We start from the raw sequence: 23,768 nt of genomic DNA on the forward strand, positions 1-23,768 counted from the left end.
CGCCGCGCGTCATGGCGGAAAACACCCGGCCGCCCGCACGCCCGGCCGCCCGCTAGCGCGTCGGCACCAGCGCCGGCGGGGTCGGGTCCGGCGCCTGCCGGAACTCGAAGATCTTGCGCAGGAAGCCCGGCGCCACCGCCGAGATCGGGTTCACCCGCAAGGTCGGGCCGCTGAGCGGGCCGACGACCTCGTAGGTCACGCCCACCAGCCCCTCATTCGGCCCGCCGCCGAGGAAGAAGCCCAGCACCGGCACCCGGCTGAACAGGTTGTTGAGCCCGAAGGCCGGCACATAGGTGCCGCGCACCGCGACCCGGTCGGCGGCGAAGTCGAGCGTGCCGTCGAAGGTCGAGCCCATGGTCGGGCCCCAGATCGCGCCCTCGCGGATGGTGAGCTGCTCGGCCGAGCGCTGGAAGTCGGCCTGCAGCTTGCGGAAGGCGATCGCCGCGCCCGGCGCCGGCCGGCCGTCCTTGGTCTGGGTCGGGGCGGCGGCGATCAGCCGGTCGAGCCCCGGCTCGCCGCGGATCACGAAGTCGCGCATGTTGACCACGCCGCTCTGCGGCCTGCCGTCGCCGCTCGGCGGGTCGACGTCGATCCACAGGTCGCCGCCATAGATGCGGGTGTAGAGATCGACGAAGCGCAGCAGCGCGCCGGCGTCGCTGGTCGCCACGCGCAGCACGCGCTGGCCGCCCTGCTTGGTCAGTTCGCCCTTCACCCCGCCGTCGCGCCCGACCAGCGCGGCGAGGTCGAAGGCGGTGAGCGTCCCGTTGCGCCGCGACATGCGCAGCACCGCCTGGCGCATGGTCTCGCCATTGTTGCCCGCCACCACGCCGAGATTGACGTCGAGGTCGATGTCGGCCGGCTTGTCGTTCTGACGCCCGGCGACCGGCGCCTCGAGCAGGTTCTTGAGGAAGGCGCGCGCCTCGATCACCTCGCCGCGCACGGTCAGCTTCATCACCCCGTCGACGTTCTCCGCCTTCACGCTCGCCTTGTCGCCGTCCGAGAGCTGGAAGGTCGGCAGGTTGGCGCTCACCAGCGAGGCCTTGGCATCGAGGTCGACCGAGCCGCGTATGTTGACGCCCTGCCCGGTGATGACGAGGTCGTCGAGCTCGGTCTCGGAGTTCGTCACCACCGCCTTGGCGGTAAGCCGCGCCGGGCGGCCGGCGGGCTTCGACCAGCCGGGCACCAGCTCGGCGAGGCGGGCGCCGGTGAGGTCGATGTCGACGTCGGCGGTCTTGCTCTTCGGCCCGATCTTGCCGGAGAGCTTCACCCCCACCGTCCCCGACAGGCTGGCGAGGTCGAGGTTGAGATTGCTCCGTGCCGCATCGTCGAGCGTGGCGGCGACGGCGAAGGTCGCGTCGCCCTTGGCGGGCTTGGTGTAGTCGAAGCTCGCCAGCGCGCCGCCGACCTTGCCCTCGCCGCGCAGCACGGTGGCGGCGGGGGTCACGAAGGCGCGCACGGTGGCGTCGTCGAGCTTCTGGCCGAGCAGGATGTTATCGGCGCTGAAGTCGGACAGATTGGCGTCGAAGGCGTAATCGACATCGGCCGGCGTCATGTGGTCGGACAGGCGGACATTGATCTGCGCCGTGCCCTTGATGGTGCCGCCGACATCGGCCGGGTCCATCTGCTCGGCCGCCGCGCCGCGCAGGGGCGGTGTGCTGCCGAGCTCGACCGCCGCCGCCGCCGAGCCGCTCACGCTCACCTGGATCTTGGCCGGCGGGTTGTCGACCACCACGTCGGGCACGTCGAGCACGCCCTGCGGGAACTCCAGCTTGCGCCCGTCCGGCGTGTTGATACTCGCCTTCGTGGCCTCGACATGGGCGCTGCGGCCGGTGGCGTGGACGCTGATGTCGGCGCCCTCGAAGGGCGGCAGGTCGGGGATCGGGCGGAACACGCCGTTGCTGCCGGTGACAATGATGGAAACGGCGTCGGCCGGCAGCGGGCGCTCCTTGTTGCCGATCGAGCCGAGCGGCGCCGTGAAGGAGATCTCGGCGCTGGTCACGTCGCCGGAGACGACGTGGTCATAGACCCATTTGCGAACCGGCGGCGCGGCCACGATCGGCCACAGCCGCTTGAGCGACGTGGCCGACATCGGCGTCGCGCTGACCGAGAGCGCGAGCGAGGGCTCGACGCCGCCGAGGTCCAGCGCGCCCGTCAGCTTCACCCCGCCCTGCGGCCCCTTCAGGTCGCCCTGGTCGATGACGATGCGCGACTGCGCCGGGTCCATCGAGAGGGCGAGCGCGATGTCGTCGAGCACCAGCGGCGGCTCGTTCTCGGAATATTGGCCACCGCCGCCGAACACCGCGCGCGCGGCGGTCGTGCGCAGCTGCCACTTGCCGCTGCTGTCCGCCGGCCCCTGCACCTCGCCTGTGAGCTGGAGGGCGAACGGGCCGGCATGGATCGACAGCGGCGCCAGCGCCAGCACGCGGCGCGCGGGGTCGTAGCGGAAGGTCAGCGAGGCCTCGTCGACGAGGGTCCGCCCGGCCTTGTCCGGGCCGAGCTGGAACTCGCCCGCCCCCGCCACCAGACGCCCCTCGCTGCCGATCAGCACGCCCTTCCGGTCGATGCGGGCGGAGATATCGACCGAGATGGGCGAGGTCGCCACGAGGTCGGCATCGGCCTTGCCCGCGGCGATCATCAGATCGCGCGGGGCGAGGTCGCGCACCTTCACCGTGAGCGGGCGCGCGCCGTTCCTGAGCCCGCCGATGGTGGCACTGGCCGACCACGGGCCGTCCGTGCCGCCGGCGGTCAGGTCGAAGCTCATGCCCCCTTCCGGCGGGCGCGAGAGCGAGAGGTCGATGTCGTCGAAGGTCCATTGCCGGCCGCTGATGTCGCTGCGCACGACCAGCGTGCCGTCCTTGAGGCCGATTTCCGAGAGGTCGGCGCCGTCGAGACCACCGCGGTCGATGCCGTCGGCGAAGGCGGCGAGGCTGGCAAGGCGCAGTGGTCCCACCGGCGTCGGCGCCGCGCCTGAGGCGGGAACGGCAGCGGTGCCCGTGGAGGCCGGCGCGGCTGGATCGGTGGGCGGCGCGGCCTGCGGCGTCGATGTGTCGCCCACGGTGGCTTCCGGCGCGGCGACGTCCGGATCCGTGTCCTGTGCCGGCGTCTCCAGCGGCTTGCTGCCCTCGGTCGAAATGACGATGCCGCCCTGCGCGTTTACCCGCACCATGAGCTTCACGCCCACGAGGTCGATGCGCCGGGGCCGGGCGATCCAGGGCAGCAGGCCGTCCTGCATCGTGACCTCGGCCTGCGGCGCCACCGCGATGATATCGCCCGCCGCGTCGCGAACGGTAATGTTGCTCGCCCTGAGCTGCATGCCGCCATCGGGCGCGCGCGCCGCGACGATCTCGCCGATCGCCACCTTGCGCCCGCCGCCGAGGCGCGATTCGAGCGCGCTTTCGACATAGGGGCGCGCCATGTCGACGGTCAGGATGCCGGTGTTGAACATGAGGTAGAGGCCGAACGCGGCGGCGAAGCTCAGGCCGACCAGCGTGCCGAACGACCAGCCGCAGACTCGAAGCCAGCGGCGCCCGCGCCGGGAGCGCGCAACGCCCGCCTTCGCGACGCGCCGTGGACGCGGGCGCCTAATGACGCGCTTCGCGCCGGCACCCGCCTTCGGCCTGGTCGGCTGCTTCATGAATGCTTCGAATCTCCGCGACGTGCGCCATAATGCCCGGGCCGCCCCAGCCCCGCGATACCTTTTGCCTCAAAGTTCCCGCCAGCGGAGCGACCGTCTCCTCTTCAGCCGATCACCCCAAAACCCGCCGAAAGGAAGGCAGATGACGCGTATAGACGTCGGCAGCCCCGCCCCCGACTTCACGATTTCCACCGACACCGGCGAGAGCCTGACGCTCGCGGCCTGCCGGGGGCACAAGCTGGTGCTCTACTTCTATCCGAAGGCCGGTACCCAGGGGTGCACGATCGAGGCGCACGACTTCGACCGGCTCGGCCCGCAATTCGCGGCGGCGGATACGCGCGTCATCGGGATCTCGCCCGATTCGGACCGCGCCATCGGGCGCTTCCGCTCCAAGCAGGCGCTCTCGCTGGCGCTCGCCGGCGACGAGGCGCACGCGGTGCTGGAGGCCTATGGCGTGTGGACCGAGAAGAGCATGTACGGGCGCAAGTTCATGGGCGTCGAGCGCACCACGGTGCTGATCGACCGCGAGGGACGCATCGCCCGCATTTGGCCCAAGGTGAAGGTCGCCGGCCACGCCGAGGAGGTGCTGGAGGCGGCGAAGGCGCTGTGACGGATCGAGCCGGCCGGAAGCCCGGCCGGCGGGCGGCCGCCTTTAGTCGACGTCCTCGACGTCGGCCGGGCCGCCGCCATAGGCGCGCTGGGCCAGCGCCGCTTCCATGAACGGGTCGAGGTCGCCGTCCAGCACTTCCTGCGGCGTGCCGGAGGAGACGCCGGTGCGCAGGTCCTTCACCAGCTGGTAGGGCTGCAGCACGTAGGAGCGGATCTGGTGGCCCCAGCCGATGTCGGTCTTGGCGGCCTGCTCGGCGGCGGCCTGTGCCTCGCGCTTCTTCAGCTCCAGCTCGTAGAGCTTGGCGCGCAGCATGTCCCAGGCGGTGGCGCGGTTCTTGTGCTGGGAGCGGTCGCCCTGCGCCACCACGGCGATGCTGGTCGGGATATGGGTGAGGCGCACCGCCGATTCGGTCTTGTTGACGTGCTGGCCGCCCGCGCCGCCCGAGCGCATCGTGTCGACGCGCACGTCCGCTTCCTTGATGTCGACCACGATGCGGTCGTCGATCACCGGGTAGACGTCGATCGAGGCGAAGGAGGTCTGGCGCCGCGCGTTCGAATCGAAGGGCGAGATGCGCACCAGCCGGTGCACGCCGGCCTCGGTCTTCAGCCAGCCATAAGCGTTGTGGCCCTTGATCAGCACGGTCGCGGACTTGAGACCCGCCGCCTCGCCGGGCGAATCCTCGATCAGTTCCACCTTGTAGCCGCGCCGCTCCGCCCAGCGCGTGTACATGCGCAGCAGCATCTCGGCCCAGTCCTGGCTGTCGGTGCCGCCGGCGCCGGCATGAACCTCGAGATAGCTGTCATTGGCGTCCGCCTCGCCCGAGAGCAGCGCCTCGAGCTGGCGGCGGGCGACCTCGGACTTCAGCCGCTCCAGCGCGGCGGCGGCCTCGTCGACGATGCCCTCGTCGCCCTCCATCTCGCCGAGCTCGATCAGCTCGACATTGTCGGCGAGCTCGCGGTTGATGCGCTCGATCGCGCCGAGCCCGTCCTCCAGCGTGCCGCGCTCCTGCATCAGCTTCTGGGCGCGGTCGGGATCGCTCCAGAGATTGGGGTCCTCGGCGAGCGCGTTGAGCTCCGCCAGGCGGGCTTTGGAACGGTCGAAATCGATGTGCTGCCGCAAGAGGCCGGCGGCTTCGCGGATTTCGTCGACGCTCGCGGCGAGCTCGGCGCGCATGGGAACACTCTCAAAAGGACGCGGAAAGGCGGCGGAAAATAGAGGCGTTGGGCAAGGCTGTAAACGGGCGGCGGCGCGCATGGCTGAACAGGCGGCGTTGCGAGCCGAACGGCGGGCGGCGCGGCACCCGGCTCCGTGAGCCGCCCGAAGCTTCGGCCGGCGGCGGCCCGCTGGCGCCCGGCGCGCCAGCCCCTAAGATCGCGGGCGCCCCTGCCCACCGGCACCAAGGAGGAAAGCCCGAATGCGCCTTATCGGCATGCTCGATTCGCCCTATGTCCGCCGCGTCGCGATCTCGCTGACCGCGCTCGACCTGCCCTTCACCCATGAGAGCGTGTCGGTGTTCCGCCACTTCGACGCCTTCGCGGCGATCAACCCGGTGGTGAAGGCGCCGACGCTGGTGACGGATGACGGCGTGGTGCTGATGGATTCGACGCTCATTATCGCCCATGCCGAGCGCCTCGCCGCCCCCGGAATGAGCCTCGAGCCGGCCGGCATCGCCGCCCATGCGCGCAGCCAGCGGCTAATCGGCCTTGCGCTGGCGGCCTGCGAGAAGACGGTGCAGATCGTCTACGAGCACCAGTTGCGCCCGGAAGAAAAGCGCCACCAGCCCTGGCTGGACCGCGTGCAGGGCCAGCTCTTCGCCGCCTACCGGGCGCTGGAGGCTGAGATCGGCGAGGACTGGCTGACGGGCGAGCGGCCGATGCAGGCCGACATCACCACCGCAGTCGCCTTCATCTTCACGCGCAACATGATCCCCGAGGTGGTGCCCGCCGACGCCTTTCCGGCACTGGCGCGCTTCACCGCCCGGGCGGAGGCGCTGCCCGCCTTCCTCGCCATGCCCTATGACGGCTGAGCCGATGCCGGCCGGGCTCAGTAGAGCCCGCCGGTTCCGCTGTTGCCGAGCGCCCGGTCCGCCTCGGGCGACACGCCGATCGGCTTGCCGGAGGCATCGGTCGCGCCGATCACGGAGTAGCTGTCGGGCGGGGCGGTGCCGGGCTTGAACGCCTCGAGGATCGAGGGATCGCCCGGCCCGGCGCGCAGGCCGGTCTTCGGGTTGACGCGCACCAGCTTGATCCCGGGCGGCACGCGGAACGGCACCGCCGGGCGGTCGGCCAGCGCCGCCTGCATGAAGTCGCGCACCACCGGCGCGGCGAGAACGCCGCCGGTCGAGCCATGGCCCATCGGCTTGGGCGTGTCGAAGCCGAGATAGACCGCGACCACCATGTCCGGGGTGAAGCCGACGAACCAGGCGTCCTTCTCCTCGTTGGTGGTGCCGGTCTTGCCCGCCACCGGCTTGCCCAGCGCCTTGAGCGCCGAGCCGGTGCCGCGCTGGACCACGCCTTCCAGCATCGAGGTGATCTGGTAGGCGGTCATCGGATCGAGCACCTGCTCGCGCCGGTCGATCAGCGTCGGCTCGGGCTGGTGCTCCCACTTCTTGGCGTCGCAGCCCCGGCACTCGCGTTCGTCGTGCCGGTAGATGGTCTTGCCGTAGCGGTCCTGGATACGGTCGATCAGGGTCGGCTTGATCTTCTTGCCCCCATTGGCGAATTCCGAATAGCCGGCCGCCATCCGCATCACCGTGGTCTCGCCCGCGCCGAGCGACATGGAGAGCACCGGCAGCAGATTGTCGTAGATGCCGAAGCGCCGCGCATATTCCACGATGGTGGGCATGCCGAGATCGTTGGCGAGCCGCACCGTCATCACGTTGCGCGAGTTCTCGAGGCCGAAGCGCAGCGTCTGCGGCCCGTAGAACTTGCCGGAATAGTTGTTCGGCCGCCACGTGTCCTGGCCCGGCTGGGTCAGCTCGAACGGCGCGTCGAGCACGATGCTGGAGGGCGTGTATCCATTGTCGATCGCCGCGGCGTAGACGAACGGCTTGAAGGAGGAGCCCGGCTGGCGCATCGCCTGGGTGGCGCGGTTGAACTGGCTCTCGTCGAAGGAGAAGCCGCCAGCCATGGCGAGCACGCGCCCGGTCTGCGGGTCCATGGCGACGAGCGCGCCCTCGATCTTCGGCTCCTGGCGCAGCCGCCACTGGTCCGGCTTGCCCTCGATGGCCTCGACATAGATCACGTCGCCCGGCTTCAGCACCGAATCGACGCCGGCCTTCTTGCCGCGGATCGCCCATTTGGCGCCGTCCTGCGTGATCAGCCCGACCTGGCGCTGCTTGGACAGGCTGCCGGAGCGGTCGCGCTGCGGCTGCAGGCCGATGCGGGCCGAATCACCGTCCGCCTCCAGCACCACGGCGAGACGCCAGGGAATGTCGGTGAACGAGCTCACATCGGCGAGCCGCGCGCCCCAGTCGCCCGAAGTCTCGATGCGCGAGACGACGCCGTGCCAGCCGCGCTTCTCGTCATAGCCGGTGAGGCCGTCGATCAGCGCCTTCTTGGCCATGAGCTGGAGCTTGGGATTGAGCGTGGTGCGGACGGAAAGGCCGCCGCCATAGAGCTTGTCCTCGCCATAGCGCTCGAAGATCTCGCGGCGCACCTCCTCGGCGAAATATTCGGCGGAGAAGATGTGCGCGCCGGTCGGGCGCACGGTCACGGCGAGGTCGGTCGCCTTGGCCTTGTCGGCCTGCTCCTGCGTGATGTAGCCGTTCTCGGCCATGCGATCGATCACCCAGTTGCGGCGTTCGACGGCGGCTTCGTGATGGCGGAACGGGTGGTAGTTGTTCGGGCCCTTGGGCAGGGCGGCGAGATAGGCCGCCTCGGCGACGGTCAGCTCGGAGACCGACTTGTCGAAATAGAGCAGCGAGGCGGCGGCGACGCCGTAGGAGCCGATGCCGAGATAGATCTCGTTCAGGTACAGCTCGAGGATCTTGTCCTTCGAATAGGCCTGCTCCATGCGCAGGGCGAGCAGCGCCTCCTTGATCTTGCGGTCGAGCGAGACCTCGTTGGTCAGGAGGAAGTTCTTCGCCACCTGCTGGGTGATGGTGGAGGCGCCCTGCGGGCGGCGGCCGGAGCCGTAATTCTGCAGATAGGCGAAGGCGGCGCGGATGATGCCGGTGATGTCGATGCCGCCATGGCTGTAGAAATTCTTGTCCTCGGCGGAGATGAAGGCCTCCTTCACGAGGTCGGGAATGTTCTGGATCGGCAGATAGAGCCGGCGTTCCTTGGCGTACTCGGCCAGCAGCGAGCCATCCGCGGCGTGGATGCGGGTCATCACCGGGGGCTCGTAGTTCTGCAACTGGCTGTAGTCCGGCAGGTCCTGCGAGAACTTCCAGACGAAAAAGCCGGCGACCCCGCCGCCGATGATGAAAAGAATGGTGCCCAGGGCGAACAGAAAACCCAGGAACCGCAGTAGCAGCCGCATGCGGCCTCGCCCTCTCAGCTGCGACCCCTTCTCCGTCCAGGCGAAAAGAGGTCCGTATCCGATGTCGCCCTAGGGGCACCCCTGTGCGGGGCAACTATGGCCTTATCGCGGCTTCCGGCCGGCTTCCACCCCCGGAATCACCAACCGTCGCATCAAGGCTGGCAGGCATGGCGACCGGAAGCACCTGAGCCGGCTTCTGGGTCGCGAAATAGGCATTGATCGCCACCACCATGGCGTCCGTAACCTTAGACTGCCAATCCTTCGATGTCATGAGTTCGAGGTCCTTGGCGCTCGAAAGATAGCCGAGCTCGAACAGCACCGAGGGCACGTCGGGCGCCTTCAGCACCTTGAATCCCGCCGATTTGAGCGGCGACTTGTGCAGGCGGGCGGTGTCCTCGATGTAGCCCGCGAGCGTGCGGGCGAACTGGGCGGAGAAGTTGCGGGTCTCGCGCTGGGCGAGATCGAACAGGATGCCGGCGACGTCGTTCGGCTCCTCGGAGAGGTCGACGCCGGAGATCATGTCCGCCTTGTTCTCCGAATCGGCGAGGCGCTGGGCTTCCGCGTCCGAGGCGCGGTCGGACAGGGTGTAGATGGTGCCGCCGCGCGCATCGCCCGAATGGCCGGGCAGCGAATCGGCGTGCAGCGAGATGAACAGCCGCGCGCTGCTCTCGCGGGCCACCCGCACGCGCTGGCCGAGCGGCACATAGGTGTCGTCCTCGCGGGTCATCAGCACCCGGTAGCGGCCGGTGGCGTTGAGCTTGTCGCGCAGCTCGAGGCCGACGGCGAGCACGAGCTCCTTCTCGGCGACGCCCGACGAGACGCTCACCGTACCCGGGTCGATGCCGCCATGACCCGGATCGATGACGATGACCGGACGGGTGTCGCCGGCCGCCGCCACGGCGGGCGCGGGCATGGGCGGCTCCTGCATGCGCCGCACCGGCGCCGCGACCATCTTGAGGAAGCTCTTGCGGTCGGTCTTGACGAGATCGACGACGAGGCGCGCCGGCTGCCCGTCCATCGGCTCCAGCACGAACGCCTTGTCGATCTTCACCGGCGCCGACACGTCCATAACGATGCGCGCCTTGCCGGGCGCGAACAGGCCGAAGCGGTAGGCGGTGACGAGCCCCCTGCCCTCCTGCCCAGCGCTGGCCGGCAGGGTGAAGACGACGTCGGGCACGTCGACAACCACGCGGTAGGGATCGGCGAGGGTGAAGGCGCCGAGCGGCACCGAGCGCGACAGGTCGACCACCAGGCGGGTGCGCTCGCCGTCGCCCGCAAGCCGCGCGTCGGTGGCGATCGCCGGGGCGCTGTCCACCACCGCCTTCGGTACCGCGCCTGTGACCGTGCCGGTGGTGGTCGGATCGACCGCGCCGGTGGTTGCGGGGGAAGACGCCTCCGGGGCAGTCTTGTCCGAAGCGTTTGCGTCCGCCGTGCTGGCGGCCTCGGCCGTGGTGCCCTGGCTGGCGGCAATCGGGGCCGACGCCTTCGCACCCGGCTTTGAGGCCGCTCCGGCGTGAGCAGGCATGCCGGCAGGCGCGAGGGCCGCAACCGCCGCGAGCATGACCGCCAAGATCGCCCTGCGCCACTTCATGCCGGGATCCGGCCTCCAAAAATTGCACGCGCGTCGCCGTGCGCTTTCGGCCGTGCATCGGCCGCGTCGTTCCTGTCGCTATTCTCTAACGAAATATAAAGGCTCGGTTAACCGAACGTTGCGGTTGCGCGGCGCGTCTGCGGCACGGCGTGGCGCCATGGCAACGGCAGGGCGGTGGCAACATGATGACGAACCGGCGAAGGGTCGCAGGCGACCGACTGACGGCAATCCTTGCCAAATCGGCACGCATGCCGCTATTAAGGGCATGCATATGGTTCGCATTTCCGGGTCGCTCGACTGACATCCGGCATTCGCGGTCCGGCGGCGACGGGCGCACCAGCGATGGAAGCCTGCATCCGGTCACGATTGGGTCCCTTGTGGGCGCGTGACTGCCGTGAGCGCGGGCCGAGGCCCGCGACGCCAAGGGACAGCGCACCGCCGATGTCGCCACCGGGCTTCCGGACGCGGCAGGGTTTCACGTCCGGCGCCGGACGCGCCCGCGCATTTCGTCACCATATGTCGCGAGTCGGGCCGTGCGCGGTCGCGGCTCACCCTGTTCGGTCGAGAAATGGACGGCACTCAGCGATGACGCGACAGTCGGCAAGTGCGGGAGAGGCGCGGAGCAGCTTGCTTCGTCGCGCCCACAACCGCCGCCGCGCCGCGTCGCCGACCTCCCGTCCGCGCTGCACGTTCGCCGTGCTGCGCCCCGCTCGCCGGTTTTCGGACCCGTTATCGGTCACCGCTTGCAGGCACGGTTCATGCCGTCGGACGTCCCATGCGACGTCGACGCCGCCGTTGCCGGATATGAGAGTTCAATGGCCAACAAGATGCTTATCGACGCCACCCATCCGGAGGAGACCCGGGTGGTCGTGGTGCGCGGCAATCGAGTCGAGGAATTCGACTTCGAGGCCGCCGACCGCAAGCCGCTGCGCGGCAATATCTATCTCGCCAAGGTAACCCGGGTCGAGCCGTCGCTGCAGGCCGCCTTCGTCGAATATGGCGGCAACCGGCATGGCTTCCTCGCCTTCAGCGAGATCCATCCCGACTATTACCAGATCCCGGTCGCCGACCGGCAGGCGCTGCTCGACGAGGAAGAGCGCCAGCAGCGCAAGGAGGCCGAGGACGAGGCCGAGGAGAAGCCGAAGCGCTCGCGCCGCCGCAGCGCGGCGAAGAAGTCCAGCGCCGAGGACACCGTCTCCGAGGACCCCGCCTCCGGCGAGGCCGGCGCGTCCGCCGGCGACGATGAGGTTGCCGAGAAGCCGAGGCGCTCGCGCCGCCGCGCCGCGCCCAGCGACGACGAGCCGGGCGGCGAGGTCGAGGAGATCACCGCCGAGGAGGACGTGGTCGAGCAGGTCGGCTCCGACGACGCGATGGAAGAGGTGCCCGAGCGCCAGGCGCCACGCACCCGCGCCCGCACCTACAAGATCCAGGAAGTGATCAAGCGCCGGCAGATCATGCTGGTGCAGGTCGTGAAGGAGGAACGCGGCAACAAGGGCGCCGCGCTCACCACCTATCTCTCGCTCGCCGGCCGCTATTCGGTGCTGATGCCGAACACCGCGCGCGGCGGCGGCATTTCGCGCAAGATCACCTCCGCCGACGACCGCAAGCGGCTGAAGGAGGTCGCCTCCGACCTCGACGTGCCGGAGGGCATGGGCGTCATCCTGCGCACGGCAGGCGCCAACCGCACCAAGACCGAGATCAAGCGCGACTTCGAGTACCTGCTGCGGCTGTGGGAGAATGTGCGCGAGCTGACCCTGTCCTCGACCGCGCCGTCGCTGGTCTACGAGGAAGGCTCGCTGATCAAGCGCTCGATCCGCGACCTCTACAACAAGGACATCGACGAGGTCCTCGTCTCGGGCGACGACGGCTATCGCGAGGCCAAGGACTTCATGCGCATGCTCATGCCGAGCCATGCCAAGAACGTGAAGCCCTACAAGGAATTGCAGCCGATCTTCACCCGCTTCGGGATAGAGAGCCAGCTCGACGCGATGTTCCTGCCGCAGGTCCAGCTCAGATCCGGCGGCTACCTCGTCATCAATCCGACCGAGGCGCTGGTCTCGATCGACGTGAACTCGGGTCGCTCCACGCGCGAGCACAACATCGAGGACACGGCGCTCAAGACCAACCTCGAAGCGGCCGAGGAAGTCGCCCGCCAGCTGCGCCTGCGCGACCTTGCCGGCCTCGTCGTGATCGATTTCATCGACATGGACGAGAAGCGCAACAACCGGGCGGTCGAGCGCAAGCTGAAGGAATGCCTGAAGAACGACCGCGCGCGCATCCAGCTCGGCCGCATCTCGCATTTCGGCCTGATGGAGATGAGCCGCCAGCGCATCCGCACCGGCGTGCTGGAAAGCTCCACCGAGGTCTGCCCGCATTGCGGCGGCACCGGGCATGTGCGCTCCTCGGCCTCGGTCGCGCTCCAGCTCCTGCGCGCCTGCGAGGACCTGCTGCAGCGCTCGAACACGCACAACCTCATCGTGCGCACCCGCACCGAGAACGCGCTCTATGTGCTGAACCACAAGCGCGCCCATCTGCATGAGCTGGAAGCGCGGTTCGGCGTCATCATCACCATCAGCGCCGACGCCACGCTGACCGGCCTCACCCCCTTCGCCATCGACAAGGGCGAGGCGGTGCTGAACCCGATCCCGATCCCGCGTGCGCCCGAGCTCGTCGTCGAGCCCGAGGACGAGGTGGATATCGAGGAAGAGGAGGTCGAGGAGACCGAAGAGCCCGCCGAGGCTCCGGCCCAGCGCGCGGCCAGTGGCGAGAACGCCGATGGCGGTGGCCGCCGGCGTCGCCGCCGGCGCCGGCGTCGTCGTGGCGGCCAGAACGGCGAGAGCCAGGGACGCGACGATAATGGCGGGTCGGACCTCGACGCCGCCGGAATCGAGTTCGAGGACGACGGCGAAGGCGAGGACTCCGACGACACGCCGGCCGCCGCGGCCGACTCCGCTCCTGCCGATTCGGTGCACGAGGCTCCGGCCGAGGACGCGCCGGTCGCCGAGGCCCCGGTCGTGGGCGACGCCGCCGAGCAGGCGGTCGAGCTCGCCGAGGCCGGCGCGGCCGAAGCCGCGGAAGCGACCGAGGAGCCGGCGGCCGAGAAGGCCCGCCCGCGCCGCGGCCGTCGCGGCGGCCGCCGCACCCGCGCCGAGAAGGCAGAGGAAGAGACGGCTGAGGGCGAGAAGGTCGGGGGCGAGCAGGCTGGGGGCGAAAGCGTCGCGGCCGCCGAGGCACCGGCGGAAGCCGCTGCCGAGCCCGCCGCTGCCGAGCCTGCGGAACCGGCACCCGAGCCGGAAGCCAAGCCCAAGCCGCGCCGTCGCCGCTCCACCGTGCGCGAACGCGCGCCGGTCGCGGACACCGCTGCTGCCGAGACGCCCGCCGAGACGGCGCCGGCCGAGACCGTGACGGCCGAGCTGGCCGCGGAAGCGGCGCCGGAGGCCCCATCCGTCGAAACGGCCGCCGAGGCCGAGCCCGCGCCGGCCGAGAACGCGCCCGTCGAGGAAGAGCGCCCGCGCCGCACCGGCTGGTGGCAGCGCAAGCTGTTCGGCGAATAAGGCCGGCCGGCCCGAAGATCGAAAGGCCCCGCGAGCGCACGCAAGCGGGGCCTTTTCATTTCAGAGCGCCATGGGTGGCCGGGCGCGCATCGGCCCCGCCCTCGTTCAGCCCAGCGCTAGCTCAGCCCCGCGCGAGAAACGCGCCGATCCGCTCCACCGCCTCGCGCATCTCCTCCCGGCTCCCGGCATAGGACAGGCGCAGAAAGTGGTGGCCGCGATGCGGGTCGAAATCGACCCCGGGCGTCGCCGCCACATGCGCCTCGTCGAGCAGCCGCCGCGCGAAGGCGGCGGAATCGTCGGTGAAGCGGGAGATGTCGGCATAGAGGTAGAACGCCCCGTCCACGGGCAGAAACTCGGGCAGCCCCGCGCCCGGCAGTCCGCGGGTGAGGATCAGCCGGTTCTCTTCATAGCCGTGCTTGACCGCCTCCATCTCGGCCGCCCCGTCGAAGGCCGCCTCGGCGGCGACCTGCGAGAGCGTGGGGACGGAGATCATCAGGTTCTGCTGCAGCCGCTCGACCGCGCGCACCAGCGGCGCGGGCATCACCATCCAGCCGACCCGCCAGCCGGTCATGCAGAAATATTTCGAGAAGGAATGGATGATGGTGGCGTTGGGGCTCAGCGCCGCCGCGGTCGTCGCCGGGAAGGCGTAGTCGAGGCCGTGATAGATCTCGTCCGAGATGAAGCGGATGCCGAGCCCCTCGGCGGTGGCCAGAAGCTCGGCCAGCGCCTCGGGCCGCATCATGGTGCCGGTGGGATTGGCCGGGCTCGCCACCAGCACGCCGCTCAGCGGGGCCTGCCGGTGCGCCTCGGCGAGCGCCTCCGGCGTGATGACCCAGCGCGAGGCGGCGTCGGTCTCGATCAGCACCGGCTCGCAGCCGAGCGCGGTGAGGATGTGCCGGTAGGGCGGATAGCCGGGATTGGCGATCGCCACCCGGTCGCCGGGCTCGAACATGGCGAGGAAGGCGAGCAGGAAACCGGCCGAGGAGCCGGTCGTCACCACCACCCGGGCCGGGTCGAGGTCGACGTCGTAGGTCTCGCCATAGTGGCGGGCGATCCGCGCGCGCAGGCTCGGCAGGCCGAGCGCGGTGGTGTAGCCGATCCGTCCATGGTCGAGCGCGCGCCGGGCGGCCTGGCGCGCGCTTGCCGGCGCCGGGGCGGCGGGCTGGCCGACCTCCATGTGGATCACCTGCCCGCCCTGCGCCTCGATGCGGGCGGCGCGCTCCATCACGTCCATCACGATGAAGGGGGCGATCTCGCTGCGGCGCGACGCCTGGAGCAGGAGCGTAGCGGCCGCCGCCTCGCGGGACGCGGAAAGAGGGTTCATGCGATCGGCCCTGCCGGCTATGCCGTAACCGTGCCGCAATCTGCGGCTGCTCTCGGCATACTTCAAACGAAGATGATGTGCACAAGACTTGACCCTGCGTCGATGACAGCGTCAGGTCCCCGCACATTCAGTTCCGCCCGATGGATGATGCGTCTCAACCAGCTTGACAACCCCTCGCTTCGGCCAAGGGGCCCCGAAATCCGCCCGACCCGCCCGCGCCCGGCGCGGCTTCTCGCGCGCGTCGCGGGCCGCACGGCCTATGGCCTCGCCGTGCTCGCCACCGGCATGCTCGCCGCCGGCCCCGCCCGGGCGCAGTCGCGCGGGCCGAACATCATCCGCGACGCCGAGATCGAGACGCTGTTGCGCGACTATACGCGGCCGATCTTCAAGGCGGCGGGCCTGACCCAGCAGAACATCAAGGTGGTGCTGATCGGCGACGATTCGTTCAATGCCTTCGTCGCCGACGGCAAGCGCATCTTCATCAATACCGGCGCGCTCAAGCAGGCGAAGACGCCGAACGAGGTCATCGGCGTCCTGGCGCACGAGACCGGCCACATCGCCGGTGGGCATCTGGCGCGCCAGCGCGAGATGCTCGAATCCGCGCAAACCGCCGCCATCGTCGGCATGCTGCTGGCCGCGGGCGGGGTCGCCGCCGGCGCGGCGAGCGGCACCAATATGGGCGGCGCGGCGGCCGGGGCGATGATGATGCCGCAGGACATGATGCGCCGGACCATCCTCTCCTACCGGCGCGAGCAGGAAATGGCGGCCGACCGGTCCGCCATCAGCTTCCTGAACGCCACCAAGCAGTCCGCCGCCGGCATGCTGACGACCTTCGAGCGGTTCGAGAACGAACAGATGTTCATCAGCCAGCGCGTCGATCCCTACGTGCTGAGCCATCCCATGGCGGCGGACCGCATCGCGCTGCTCTCCAACCTCGCGCACAAGAGCCCGTACTTCAACGCCAAGGACTCGCCGGCCCTGCAGGCGCGGCACGACATGATGCGCGCCAAGCTGGTCGGCTACACGGAAACGCCGGACGCGGTGAACCGCACCTATTCGCCCTCCGACACGTCGCTGCCGGCGCGCTACGCGCGGGCGATCTCGGCCTATCGCTATGGCAGCATTCCCGGCGCGATCAGCCAGATCGACGCGCTGATCGCCACACAGCCGTCCAATCCCTATTTCTACGAGCTGAAGGGCCAGGCGCTGCTGGAAGCCGGCCGGGCGCGCGAGGCGGTGCCGCCGCTGCGCCAGGCGGTGAAGCTGTCGGGCGGCAATCCGCTGATCCGCATGCTGCTCGGCCAGGCGCTGGTCGCCACCGACAACAAGGCGGTGATGGACGAGGCGGTGCGCGAGCTGACCTTCAGCCTGCAGCGCGAGCCCGATTCCCCCGCCGGCTGGCGCTATCTCGCCATGGCCTATGGCGACAAGGGCGACATTCCGAATGCCGACCTCGCCTCGGCCCAGTCCGCCTTCGTCGGCGGCGATTACGCGCTCGCCAAGGAGCTCGCCTCCCGCGCCCGCACGAAATTTCCGCTCGGCTCGCCCGGCTGGCTCAAGGCGGATGATATCGTGAAGTTCACGCCGCCGCCGAGTTCGCGCGCGCAGCGCCGTCCCTGACCGACGACCGACCGAACAACGTCCTTTCCGGAGATGAACATGCCGCCGCTCACCTTTTTCCGCCGTGCCGGGTGCAGTGCGATCGCCGCCTGCCTCCTCCTCGGCATCGGCCTCGCGCCGGCCTCCGCGCTCGACGACAGCCAGCGCAAGGAGTTCGAGGCGGTGATCCACGACTACCTCCTGAAGAATCCCGAGGTGATCCAGGAGGCCATCGTCGAGCTGCAGAAGCGCCAGGCCGCGGCCGAGGCGAACCAGCGCGACCAGGCACTCGCCTCGCTGAAGCCGCTGATCTTCGAATCGCCGCGCGGCGCCGTGGTCGGCAACCCCAATGGCGACGTCACGCTGGTCGAGTTCTTCGACTACAATTGCGGCTATTGCCGCCACGCGCTCGCCGACCTCGTCAAGCTGACCCAGGAAGACCCCAAGCTGAAGGTCATCCTGAAGGAATTCCCCGTGCTTGGCCCGGGCTCGGTCGAAGCCGCGCAGGTGGCGGTGGGCGTGCGCATGGTCGCGCCCGACAAGTACTTCGCCTTCCACCAGAAGCTGCTGGGCGGGCGCGGGCAGGCCAACAAGGACAAGGCTCTGGCCGCGGCCAAGGAGGCGGGCGTCGACATGAGCGCGCTGGCCAAGGCGATGGCCGACCCGGAAGTGAACGCCACGCTGCAGGAGAGCATGAAGATCGCCGACGCGCTCGGCATCGACGGCACGCCGAGCTATGTGGCGGGCGACTCGGTGATCGTCGGCGCGGTCGGCCACGACCAGCTCAAGAGCGCCATCGACTCGGTGCGTTCCTGCGGCAAGACCCAGTGCTGAACCGGAGGCGGGGGCGACCCGCGACCTTGCGTCCGGGGATTAACCCCCGCTCCGGCCGGCTCGGGGCTTGGCGGCGGGCCGGGCATTGCCTATAAACCCGCGGCCCCGGCAAAAGTCGGGCAGCGGCTGATCTTTCGAGGGGCGATGCCCGACACGGTACATGTTCTCAACGGCCCGAACCTGAACCTGCTCGGCACGCGCGAGCCGGAAGTGTACGGCCACGCGACCCTCGGGGACGTCGAGAACGCCTGCCGCGCGGCCTGTGAGCGACACGGGCTGGAGCTCGTGTTCCGCCAGACCAATCACGAAGGCGAGCTGGTAGGCTTCCTGCAGGAGGCCCGCGGCTCGCTCGGCGTCGCGCTCAATGCCGCCGCCTACACGCACACCTCGGTCGCCGTTGCCGACGCTATCAAGGCGGTCGGCCTCAATGTCGTCGAAGTGCACCTGTCCAACGTCTTCGCGCGCGAAGCCTTCCGCCATCACTCCTATGTCTCGTCGGTCGCCCTCGGGGTGATCTGCGGGCTCGGGATCGATGGCTACCGGCTCGCCATCGACGCGCTTGCCGCGCGCCGTGTCAGCTGAGGGAGGCGGGCAGCCCCCCGTCACGGGATGATGATGAAAACCAACAAGCCGAACATCGACCCCGCGCTGGTGCGCGAGATCGCCAACCTTCTCTCCGAGAGCGACCTCACCGAGATCGAGGTGCAGCACGAGGATCTGCGGATCCGCGTCGCGCGCGCCGCGCCGGTCTACGCGCCCGCGCCGGTCGCCATGGCGGCGCCCGCGCCGATGCCGGCCGCCCTGCCCGTGGCCGCCGCGCCGGCCGCCGCCGGGGGCGACGACCTCGCCAAGCACCCCGGCATGGTGCCCTCGCCGATGGTCGGCACCGCCTATCTCGGCCCCGAGCCCGGCGCCAAGCCCTTCATCGGCGTCGGTTCCGTGGTCAAGGAGGGCCAGACCCTGCTGATCGTCGAGGCGATGAAGACGATGAACGCCATCCCCTCCCCGCGGGCGGGAACGGTCACCCGTATCCTTGTGGACAATGCGCAGCCGGTCGAATATGGCGAGCCGCTCCTGATCATCGAGTGAGACACGCCTGATGTTCGGGAAGATCCTCATTGCCAATCGCGGCGAGATCGCGCTGCGGGTCCTTCGGGCCTGCAAGGAGCTCGGCATCGCCACCGTCGCCGTGCACTCCACGGCCGACGCCGACGCGATGCATGTGAAGCTCGCCGACGAGAGCGTGTGCATCGGCCCGCCCGCCGCGCGCGACAGCTACCTCAACATCCCCGCGCTGCTCGCCGCCTGCGAGATCACCGGCGCCGAGGCGGTGCATCCGGGCTACGGCTTCCTCGCCGAGAACGCCCGCTTCGCCGAGATCCTGATCGACCACGGCGTGAAGTTCATCGGGCCCAAGCCCGAGCACATCCGCATCATGGGCGACAAGATCGAGGCGAAGAAGACCGCCAAGAAGCTCGGCATCCCCTGCGTGCCGGGCTCGGACGGCGGGGTCTCGAGCGACGAGGAAGCGGCCAAGGTCGCGAGCGAGATCGGCTTTCCGGTGCTGATCAAGGCCGCCGCCGGCGGTGGCGGGCGCGGCATGAAGGTCGCCCGCTCCGAGCAGGAGCTCTCCTCCGCCCTGTCGACCGCCCGCTCGGAAGCGCGCGCGGCGTTCGGCGACGACGCGGTCTATATCGAGAAATATCTCGGCACGCCGCGCCACATCGAGATCCAGGTGCTGGGCGACGGCCAGGGCAATGCGGTCCATCTGGGCGAGCGCGACTGCTCGCTGCAGCGCCGGCACCAGAAGGTGTGGGAGGAGGCCCCCTCCCCGATCATCACTCCCGAGCAGCGCGCGCGCATCGGCGGGACGGTGGCGCAGGCCATGCGCGACCTGAAATATCTCGGCGCCGGCACGATCGAGTTCCTGTACGAGAACGGCGAGTTCTACTTCATCGAGATGAACACCCGGATCCAGGTGGAGCATCCGGTGACGGAGGCGATCACCGGCATCGACCTGATCAACGAGCAGATCCGCGTCGCCGCCGGCCTGCCGCTCGACATCACGCAGGACGACGTGGTGCTCGAGGGGCACTCGATCGAGTGCCGCATCAATGCCGAGCACCCGCGCACCTTCCGCCCCTCCCCAGGCAAGATCGACTACTGGCACGTGCCGGGCGGGCCGGGCGTGCGCGTCGATTCGGCGGTGTATCAGGGCTATTCGATCCCGCCCTTCTACGACAGTCTCGCCGGCAAGCTGATCGTCCATGCGCGCACGCGCGAGGAATGCCTGCGTCGCCTGCAGCGCGCTCTCGACGAATTCGTGGTCGAGGGCATCGAGACCACGCTGCCGCTGTTCCGCGAGCTCGTCACCAATGACGACATCCGGCGCGGGGCCTACGACATCCACTGGCTTGAGCAGTTCCTCGCCGACGGCGAGCCGGCGAGCTGACCGGCCGCCGGCCGGCGTCGGACAGCGCGCGGTAAGGCGCGCCCAGCCGGCTCCCTGCCGGGCGATGCATCCGGGGTTCCACAGCTGTGATCGCGGGCGGTTGCCGCCCGCCCCGGCGGCGCGCGATTTGCCTTCACAGCGCCGCCCATCTCGGTCATGCTCCCGCCATGTCACACCCGCGCGAGCATCAGGTCGAGATCACGCCCGAGGTCCTGCTGAAGGCCTATGCCTGCGGCATCTTCCCCATGGCCGAGAGCGCGGACGACCCCGGCCTTTACTGGATCGAGCCGGAGCGGCGCGGCGTGATCCCGCTCGGCGAATTCGCGATCACCGACCGCCTCGCCCGCACCGTGCGTTCGGACCGCTTCGAGATCCGCATCGACCATGATTTCGAGGCGGTGATCGACGGTTGCGCGGCTCCCGCCGAAGGGCGTGGCTCGACCTGGATCAACCGGCGCATCCGCAAGCTTTATACCGACCTCCATTCGCGCGGCTTCTGCCACTCGGTCGAGGCGTGGGAAGACGGCGCGCTGGTCGGCGGGCTCTACGGCGTGCGGCTCGGACGCGCCTTCTTCGGCGAGAGCATGTTCCACCGCTCGCGCGACGCCTCGAAGGTCGCGCTGGTGCATCTGGTGGCACGGCTGAAGAAGGGCGGCTTCACCCTGCTCGACACCCAGTTCGTGACCGATCACCTGCGCCGCTTCGGCGCCATCGAGGTCTCGCGGCGCCACTACCACCGCCTGCTCGCGCAGGCGCTGGACGGCGAGGCGGATTTCTACTGCTGGGGCCCGGGCGAGGCGATCACCGGCGCGGTCTGCTTGCAGTCGGTGAGCCAGACGTCATAGATCGGGTGCTCGACGCCGTGCAGGCCGGGGCTGGAGGCGAACATCCAGCCGCCGAACAGCGGCTTGATCTTGCCGTCGAGCGCGATCTCCTGGATTTCCACGAAGCCGGTCGTGTTCTGCTTCTCGGTCGAGGGCCGGGTGTAGCAGGCGCGCGGGGTGATGCGCAGCGCGCCGAACTGCACCGTCTCGTTGACGGCGACGTCGAAGCTGATGATGCGGCCGGTGATCTTGTCGAGGCCGGCGAAGACCGCGGTCTTGTTCTCGATCTTCTCCTCGGGCGGCTGGACGACCTCGATGTCGCCACCCGGCCCGTAGGTCGCCTGGCCGGGAACATCCGGCTGCTCGGGTGCGGGCGTGCGCGGGGCCTCCCCGCCTTCCGGCGGCTCCATGATCGAGGGGACGCCCGGTCCGCCGGGCGGGGAATCGGGGTTCTGCACCTGTCCGCTATCGGGAGCTGCCGGCTGCCCCTGAGGTGCGGGCTGCCCCTGAGGTGCGGGCTGGCCCTGAGGTGCGGGCTGGCCCGGCGGGGGCGCCAGGGGCTGCGATTCGACGCCGCCCTGCCAGCCCTGCTGCGCGGCCAGCGGGCCGCCAAGGGCCAGGAGCGCCACGGCGGCGCAAAGGAAAGAACGCATCGGAACGGCCACACTCGAGAGGGCGCGCGGCGCGCGCATCGGGCTGCCCTTCGCAGCATGCCGGGCAATGCGGCGATGTCGGGGCGCGTCCGGGGTGAAGGAGGCGGATGCCGGGGCGTCGCCCGGCTCGTTCCCCGCTGCCGGCCGGTTCCCTTCCGACGGCGGAAGGCTCACTCCGGCGTCCAGGCCTTGTAGTCGCCCGTCACCGCCGGGCGATGGCCGAAGCCGAGCGTGGAGCCCGGCGGACGATAGGCGGCCGGCGTGCCTGTCGGGTTCGGCCGGTGCGGCTTCTGCCATTCGCGCGGCACGTAGTTTTCCTCGCTCGGCGGCACGTCGGAGCGCTGGTGCATCCAGGCGTGCCAGCCGGGCGGAATGGCCGTCGCCTCGGCCGGGCCGTTGAAGATCACCCAGCGGCGCTGGAAGCCGAGCGTGGGGTCGATCTTGCCGCCCTTGGCGCGATAGTAGCGATTGCCGAACTCATCCTCGCCGACGAGCTCGCCGTAGCGCCAGGTATGGAAACGGGTGCCCATGGTCTGCCCGTTCCACCAGGTGAACATTTCGGTGAGGAAGTCGGAAAAGGTCACGGAAGTCGTCCTGCGCCAGCTCAAGCTTGGCCGGAACATGCCACCCGGGCCGGCCCGTGTCCAGCCGAGGAAAGGCGCCGGCGGCGCCTATGTCGCGGCCGAACGCGGCTCGGTGAAGAAATAGAGCAGCGCCAGCACCAGCGCGGCGATTCCGGCCACCGTCACATATCCCCAGCCGCCCTGCTGGTAGAGCGGGCTCGCCACCGCCGAGCCGACCGCGCCGCCGAAGAAGAACAGCGCAATGAACAGCCCGTTGAGCCGCGAGCGGATCTCCGGCGCCAGCATGAAGATGGCGCGCTGGCCGAACACAAGATTCGCCGTCGCCGCGCAGTCGAGCAGGATCGCGCCCACCGCCAGCACCACCACCGAGCCGGAAGCGACGCCGATCTCGGTGACGCCGAAGCCGAGGATCGCGCACACCAGCGCCCCGCAGGTCGCCGCACGCGAATAGCCGCGATCGGCCAGCCAGCCGGCAAGCGGCGAGATGACGACGCTGGCCGCGCCCGCGAGGGCGAAGATGGCGATTCCCTCCTGGCCGAAGCCGAACACCGGCCCCGCGAGCTCGAGCGGCACCGCGGTCCAGAACAGGGTGAACACGCCGAACATGGCCGACTGGTAGGCCGCGCGCCGGCGCAGCACCGGCTGCGAGCGGAAGAGCGACCAGAGCGAGCCGACCAGCGCGCCATAGGCGGCGCCCCCGCCGGTGGCGGCCGCCTGCGGCCGGCGCACCGGCAGGGCGAGCCTCAGTCCCACGGCGAGGGCGAGGATCATCACCGCCGCGATCGCGAACACCGCCCGCCAGCCGAGGAAATGGGCCACCATCGAGGAGGCGGGCCGCGCCAGCAGGATGCCCGTCATCAGGCCGCTGACGACGCTGCCCACCTTGCGCCCGCGCTCCTCGGGGCGGGCGAGATGGGCGGCGAAGGGCACCGCGATCTGCGCCACCACCGAGCCGACGCCGAAAAGGAGCGCCGCGAGGAGGAAGACCGAGGGCGTCTGCGCGCTGAAGGCGAGGCCGAGCCCCGCCGCCGCGCAGATGAGCACGGCACCGATCAGCCGCCGGTTCTCGACGATGTCGCCGAGCGGCACAACCAGCAGGAGGCCCAATATGTAGCCCGCCTGGCCGATGGTGACGACGAGGCTCGCCAGCGTCTCGTCGAGCCGGATGTCGTCGGCGATCAGCGCGATCAGCGGCTGCGCGTAATAAAGATTGGCCGCACCGAGCCCCGCCGCCAGCGCGAGCAGAAAAAAGGTAAGGGCGCCGGCGGAGGGCCCGGCGGGCGTGTCGGTGCTCATGAAGCGGGACCGCAATGAGAAAGGGCAGGAATGCTGCCCGTCATTTGAGGGGCCGGGACGCCGCTGTCCAGATGCCCAAGGGACAGAGCCGCCTTGCAGGAATGCATTCCGGCAAAAGCGGCGAGTCCCGAGCGCGGCTCGTACCCGTCTTCCCCGTTCTTCACCGGGCAAACCGCGCCCGCACATCAAGGCTGGACTCGGCCCGCGAATCCGCGCTCGATTGCACCCCTTAGGGGTGGAAGGTCGGACCTCGCGTCACCATCTACATTTAGCGTCTCGTTAAAGCTTCCACACTAGAATTTGTGACGAAAGGTTGACGGGCCGGAGTGAG

At 69.8% G+C, this 23,768-nt stretch carries 17 protein-coding genes; 9 read left to right on the plus strand and 8 right to left on the minus strand.

Going from position 1 to position 23,768, the window contains the following annotated elements; genetic code table 11:
- Positions 1 to 52: 52 nt before the first annotated feature.
- Positions 53 to 3,634, minus strand: a complete 3,582-nt coding sequence (locus NVS89_RS00585; protein ID WP_258730518.1) for a DUF3971 domain-containing protein — start codon at positions 3,632 to 3,634, stop codon at positions 53 to 55.
- Between the two features lie 142 nt (positions 3,635 to 3,776).
- Here NVS89_RS00585 and NVS89_RS00590 point away from each other — a divergent pair, with 142 nt between their 5' ends.
- On the plus strand, positions 3,777 to 4,244 hold the full coding sequence (locus NVS89_RS00590) for a peroxiredoxin (protein ID WP_258730519.1): 468 nt from the start codon (positions 3,777 to 3,779) through the stop codon (positions 4,242 to 4,244).
- Positions 4,245 to 4,286: 42 nt separating this feature from the next.
- Here the strand turns inward: NVS89_RS00590 and prfB are convergent, their stop codons facing one another.
- The gene (gene prfB, locus NVS89_RS00595; RefSeq protein WP_258730520.1) at positions 4,287 to 5,417 is read right to left on the minus strand and encodes a peptide chain release factor 2; all 1,131 of its coding nucleotides are present in this window, start codon (positions 5,415 to 5,417) and stop codon (positions 4,287 to 4,289) included.
- Between the two features lie 241 nt (positions 5,418 to 5,658).
- Here prfB and NVS89_RS00600 point away from each other — a divergent pair, with 241 nt between their 5' ends.
- The gene (locus NVS89_RS00600) at positions 5,659 to 6,270 is read left to right on the plus strand and encodes a glutathione S-transferase (protein WP_258730521.1); all 612 of its coding nucleotides are present in this window, start codon (positions 5,659 to 5,661) and stop codon (positions 6,268 to 6,270) included.
- Positions 6,271 to 6,287: 17 nt separating this feature from the next.
- Here the strand turns inward: NVS89_RS00600 and NVS89_RS00605 are convergent, their stop codons facing one another.
- Together NVS89_RS00605 and NVS89_RS00610 are read right to left on the minus strand one after the other, a co-directional pair.
- A complete protein-coding gene (locus NVS89_RS00605; protein ID WP_258730522.1) occupies positions 6,288 to 8,726 on the minus strand; it encodes a penicillin-binding protein 1A in 2,439 nt (812 codons plus the stop codon).
- A gap of 94 nt (positions 8,727 to 8,820) precedes the next feature.
- Positions 8,821 to 10,251: an N-acetylmuramoyl-L-alanine amidase gene (locus NVS89_RS00610; RefSeq protein ID WP_258730525.1), complete on the minus strand. Its 1,431-nt coding sequence runs from the start codon at positions 10,249 to 10,251 to the stop codon at positions 8,821 to 8,823.
- Positions 10,252 to 11,132: 881 nt separating this feature from the next.
- On the opposite strand from NVS89_RS00610, the gene NVS89_RS00615 reads away from it, so the two are divergent.
- A complete protein-coding gene (locus tag NVS89_RS00615; protein WP_258730527.1) occupies positions 11,133 to 13,871 on the plus strand; it encodes an Rne/Rng family ribonuclease in 2,739 nt (912 codons plus the stop codon).
- 121 nt (positions 13,872 to 13,992) lie between these two features.
- Here the strand turns inward: NVS89_RS00615 and NVS89_RS00620 are convergent, their stop codons facing one another.
- Entirely contained in the window at positions 13,993 to 15,195 is a 1,203-nt protein-coding gene (locus NVS89_RS00620) for a pyridoxal phosphate-dependent aminotransferase (RefSeq protein ID WP_258730528.1), read from the minus strand.
- A 144-nt stretch (positions 15,196 to 15,339) separates the two neighbouring features.
- Between NVS89_RS00620 and NVS89_RS00625 the strand changes: the two genes are divergently transcribed.
- From NVS89_RS00625 to aat, 6 genes are all read left to right on the plus strand, one after another.
- Positions 15,340 to 16,815 carry a M48 family metalloprotease gene (locus NVS89_RS00625; protein WP_258730529.1) on the plus strand — a complete coding sequence of 492 codons (1,476 nt, stop codon included), beginning with the start codon at positions 15,340 to 15,342 and terminating at the stop codon, positions 16,813 to 16,815.
- Between the two features lie 39 nt (positions 16,816 to 16,854).
- The gene (locus NVS89_RS00630) at positions 16,855 to 17,628 is read left to right on the plus strand and encodes a DsbA family protein (RefSeq protein WP_258730530.1); all 774 of its coding nucleotides are present in this window, start codon (positions 16,855 to 16,857) and stop codon (positions 17,626 to 17,628) included.
- Between the two features lie 144 nt (positions 17,629 to 17,772).
- Positions 17,773 to 18,210 carry a type II 3-dehydroquinate dehydratase gene (gene aroQ / locus NVS89_RS00635; RefSeq protein WP_258730531.1) on the plus strand — a complete coding sequence of 146 codons (438 nt, stop codon included), beginning with the start codon at positions 17,773 to 17,775 and terminating at the stop codon, positions 18,208 to 18,210.
- 30 nt (positions 18,211 to 18,240) lie between these two features.
- On the plus strand, positions 18,241 to 18,717 hold the full coding sequence (gene accB, locus NVS89_RS00640) for an acetyl-CoA carboxylase biotin carboxyl carrier protein (RefSeq protein ID WP_258731487.1): 477 nt from the start codon (positions 18,241 to 18,243) through the stop codon (positions 18,715 to 18,717).
- Between the two features lie 10 nt (positions 18,718 to 18,727).
- The gene (gene accC / locus NVS89_RS00645) at positions 18,728 to 20,080 is read left to right on the plus strand and encodes an acetyl-CoA carboxylase biotin carboxylase subunit (RefSeq protein WP_258730532.1); all 1,353 of its coding nucleotides are present in this window, start codon (positions 18,728 to 18,730) and stop codon (positions 20,078 to 20,080) included.
- A gap of 167 nt (positions 20,081 to 20,247) precedes the next feature.
- Complete coding sequence (gene aat / locus NVS89_RS00650; protein WP_258730534.1) at positions 20,248 to 20,925, plus strand: leucyl/phenylalanyl-tRNA--protein transferase; 678 nt, start codon at positions 20,248 to 20,250, stop codon at positions 20,923 to 20,925.
- Here aat and NVS89_RS22890 read toward each other — a convergent pair.
- The 3 genes from NVS89_RS22890 to NVS89_RS00665 all read right to left on the minus strand — a co-directional run bounded on the left by NVS89_RS22890 (position 20,856) and on the right by NVS89_RS00665 (position 23,437).
- Positions 20,856 to 21,557 (minus strand): DUF2155 domain-containing protein, encoded by a 702-nt coding sequence (locus tag NVS89_RS22890; RefSeq protein ID WP_309486510.1) that lies wholly within the window; start codon positions 21,555 to 21,557, stop codon positions 20,856 to 20,858. The genes aat and NVS89_RS22890 overlap by 70 nt on opposite strands.
- Before the next feature lie 170 nt (positions 21,558 to 21,727).
- Positions 21,728 to 22,141 (minus strand): NADH:ubiquinone oxidoreductase subunit NDUFA12, encoded by a 414-nt coding sequence (locus tag NVS89_RS00660; protein ID WP_258730535.1) that lies wholly within the window; start codon positions 22,139 to 22,141, stop codon positions 21,728 to 21,730.
- Between the two features lie 87 nt (positions 22,142 to 22,228).
- The gene (locus NVS89_RS00665) at positions 22,229 to 23,437 is read right to left on the minus strand and encodes an MFS transporter (RefSeq protein ID WP_258730536.1); all 1,209 of its coding nucleotides are present in this window, start codon (positions 23,435 to 23,437) and stop codon (positions 22,229 to 22,231) included.
- Between the last annotated feature and the right edge of the window lie 331 nt (positions 23,438 to 23,768).

Source organism: Ancylobacter mangrovi, from assembly GCF_024752355.1.
GTDB classification, from domain to species: Bacteria; Pseudomonadota; Alphaproteobacteria; order Rhizobiales; family Xanthobacteraceae; genus Ancylobacter; species Ancylobacter mangrovi.

What these genes read in the sequence shown, in the direction of transcription:
- NVS89_RS00585 (WP_258730518.1), bottom strand. Translation starts at nt 3,634, where the DNA reads ATGAAGCAGCCGACCAGGCCGAAGGCGGGTGCCGGCGCGAAGCGCGTC.
- NVS89_RS00590 (WP_258730519.1), top strand. Translation starts at nt 3,777, where the DNA reads ATGACGCGTATAGACGTCGGCAGCCCCGCCCCCGACTTCACGATTTCC.
- prfB (WP_258730520.1), bottom strand. Translation starts at nt 5,417, where the DNA reads ATGCGCGCCGAGCTCGCCGCGAGCGTCGACGAAATCCGCGAAGCCGCC.
- NVS89_RS00600 (WP_258730521.1), top strand. Translation starts at nt 5,659, where the DNA reads ATGCGCCTTATCGGCATGCTCGATTCGCCCTATGTCCGCCGCGTCGCG.
- NVS89_RS00605 (WP_258730522.1), bottom strand. Translation starts at nt 8,726, where the DNA reads ATGCGGCTGCTACTGCGGTTCCTGGGTTTTCTGTTCGCCCTGGGCACC.
- NVS89_RS00610 (WP_258730525.1), bottom strand. Translation starts at nt 10,251, where the DNA reads ATGCCTGCTCACGCCGGAGCGGCCTCAAAGCCGGGTGCGAAGGCGTCG.
- NVS89_RS00615 (WP_258730527.1), top strand. Translation starts at nt 11,133, where the DNA reads ATGGCCAACAAGATGCTTATCGACGCCACCCATCCGGAGGAGACCCGG.
- NVS89_RS00620 (WP_258730528.1), bottom strand. Translation starts at nt 15,195, where the DNA reads ATGAACCCTCTTTCCGCGTCCCGCGAGGCGGCGGCCGCTACGCTCCTG.
- NVS89_RS00625 (WP_258730529.1), top strand. Translation starts at nt 15,340, where the DNA reads ATGATGCGTCTCAACCAGCTTGACAACCCCTCGCTTCGGCCAAGGGGC.
- NVS89_RS00630 (WP_258730530.1), top strand. Translation starts at nt 16,855, where the DNA reads ATGCCGCCGCTCACCTTTTTCCGCCGTGCCGGGTGCAGTGCGATCGCC.
- aroQ (WP_258730531.1), top strand. Translation starts at nt 17,773, where the DNA reads ATGCCCGACACGGTACATGTTCTCAACGGCCCGAACCTGAACCTGCTC.
- accB (WP_258731487.1), top strand. Translation starts at nt 18,241, where the DNA reads ATGATGAAAACCAACAAGCCGAACATCGACCCCGCGCTGGTGCGCGAG.
- accC (WP_258730532.1), top strand. Translation starts at nt 18,728, where the DNA reads ATGTTCGGGAAGATCCTCATTGCCAATCGCGGCGAGATCGCGCTGCGG.
- aat (WP_258730534.1), top strand. Translation starts at nt 20,248, where the DNA reads ATGTCACACCCGCGCGAGCATCAGGTCGAGATCACGCCCGAGGTCCTG.
- NVS89_RS22890 (WP_309486510.1), bottom strand. Translation starts at nt 21,557, where the DNA reads ATGCGTTCTTTCCTTTGCGCCGCCGTGGCGCTCCTGGCCCTTGGCGGC.
- NVS89_RS00665 (WP_258730536.1), bottom strand. Translation starts at nt 23,437, where the DNA reads ATGAGCACCGACACGCCCGCCGGGCCCTCCGCCGGCGCCCTTACCTTT.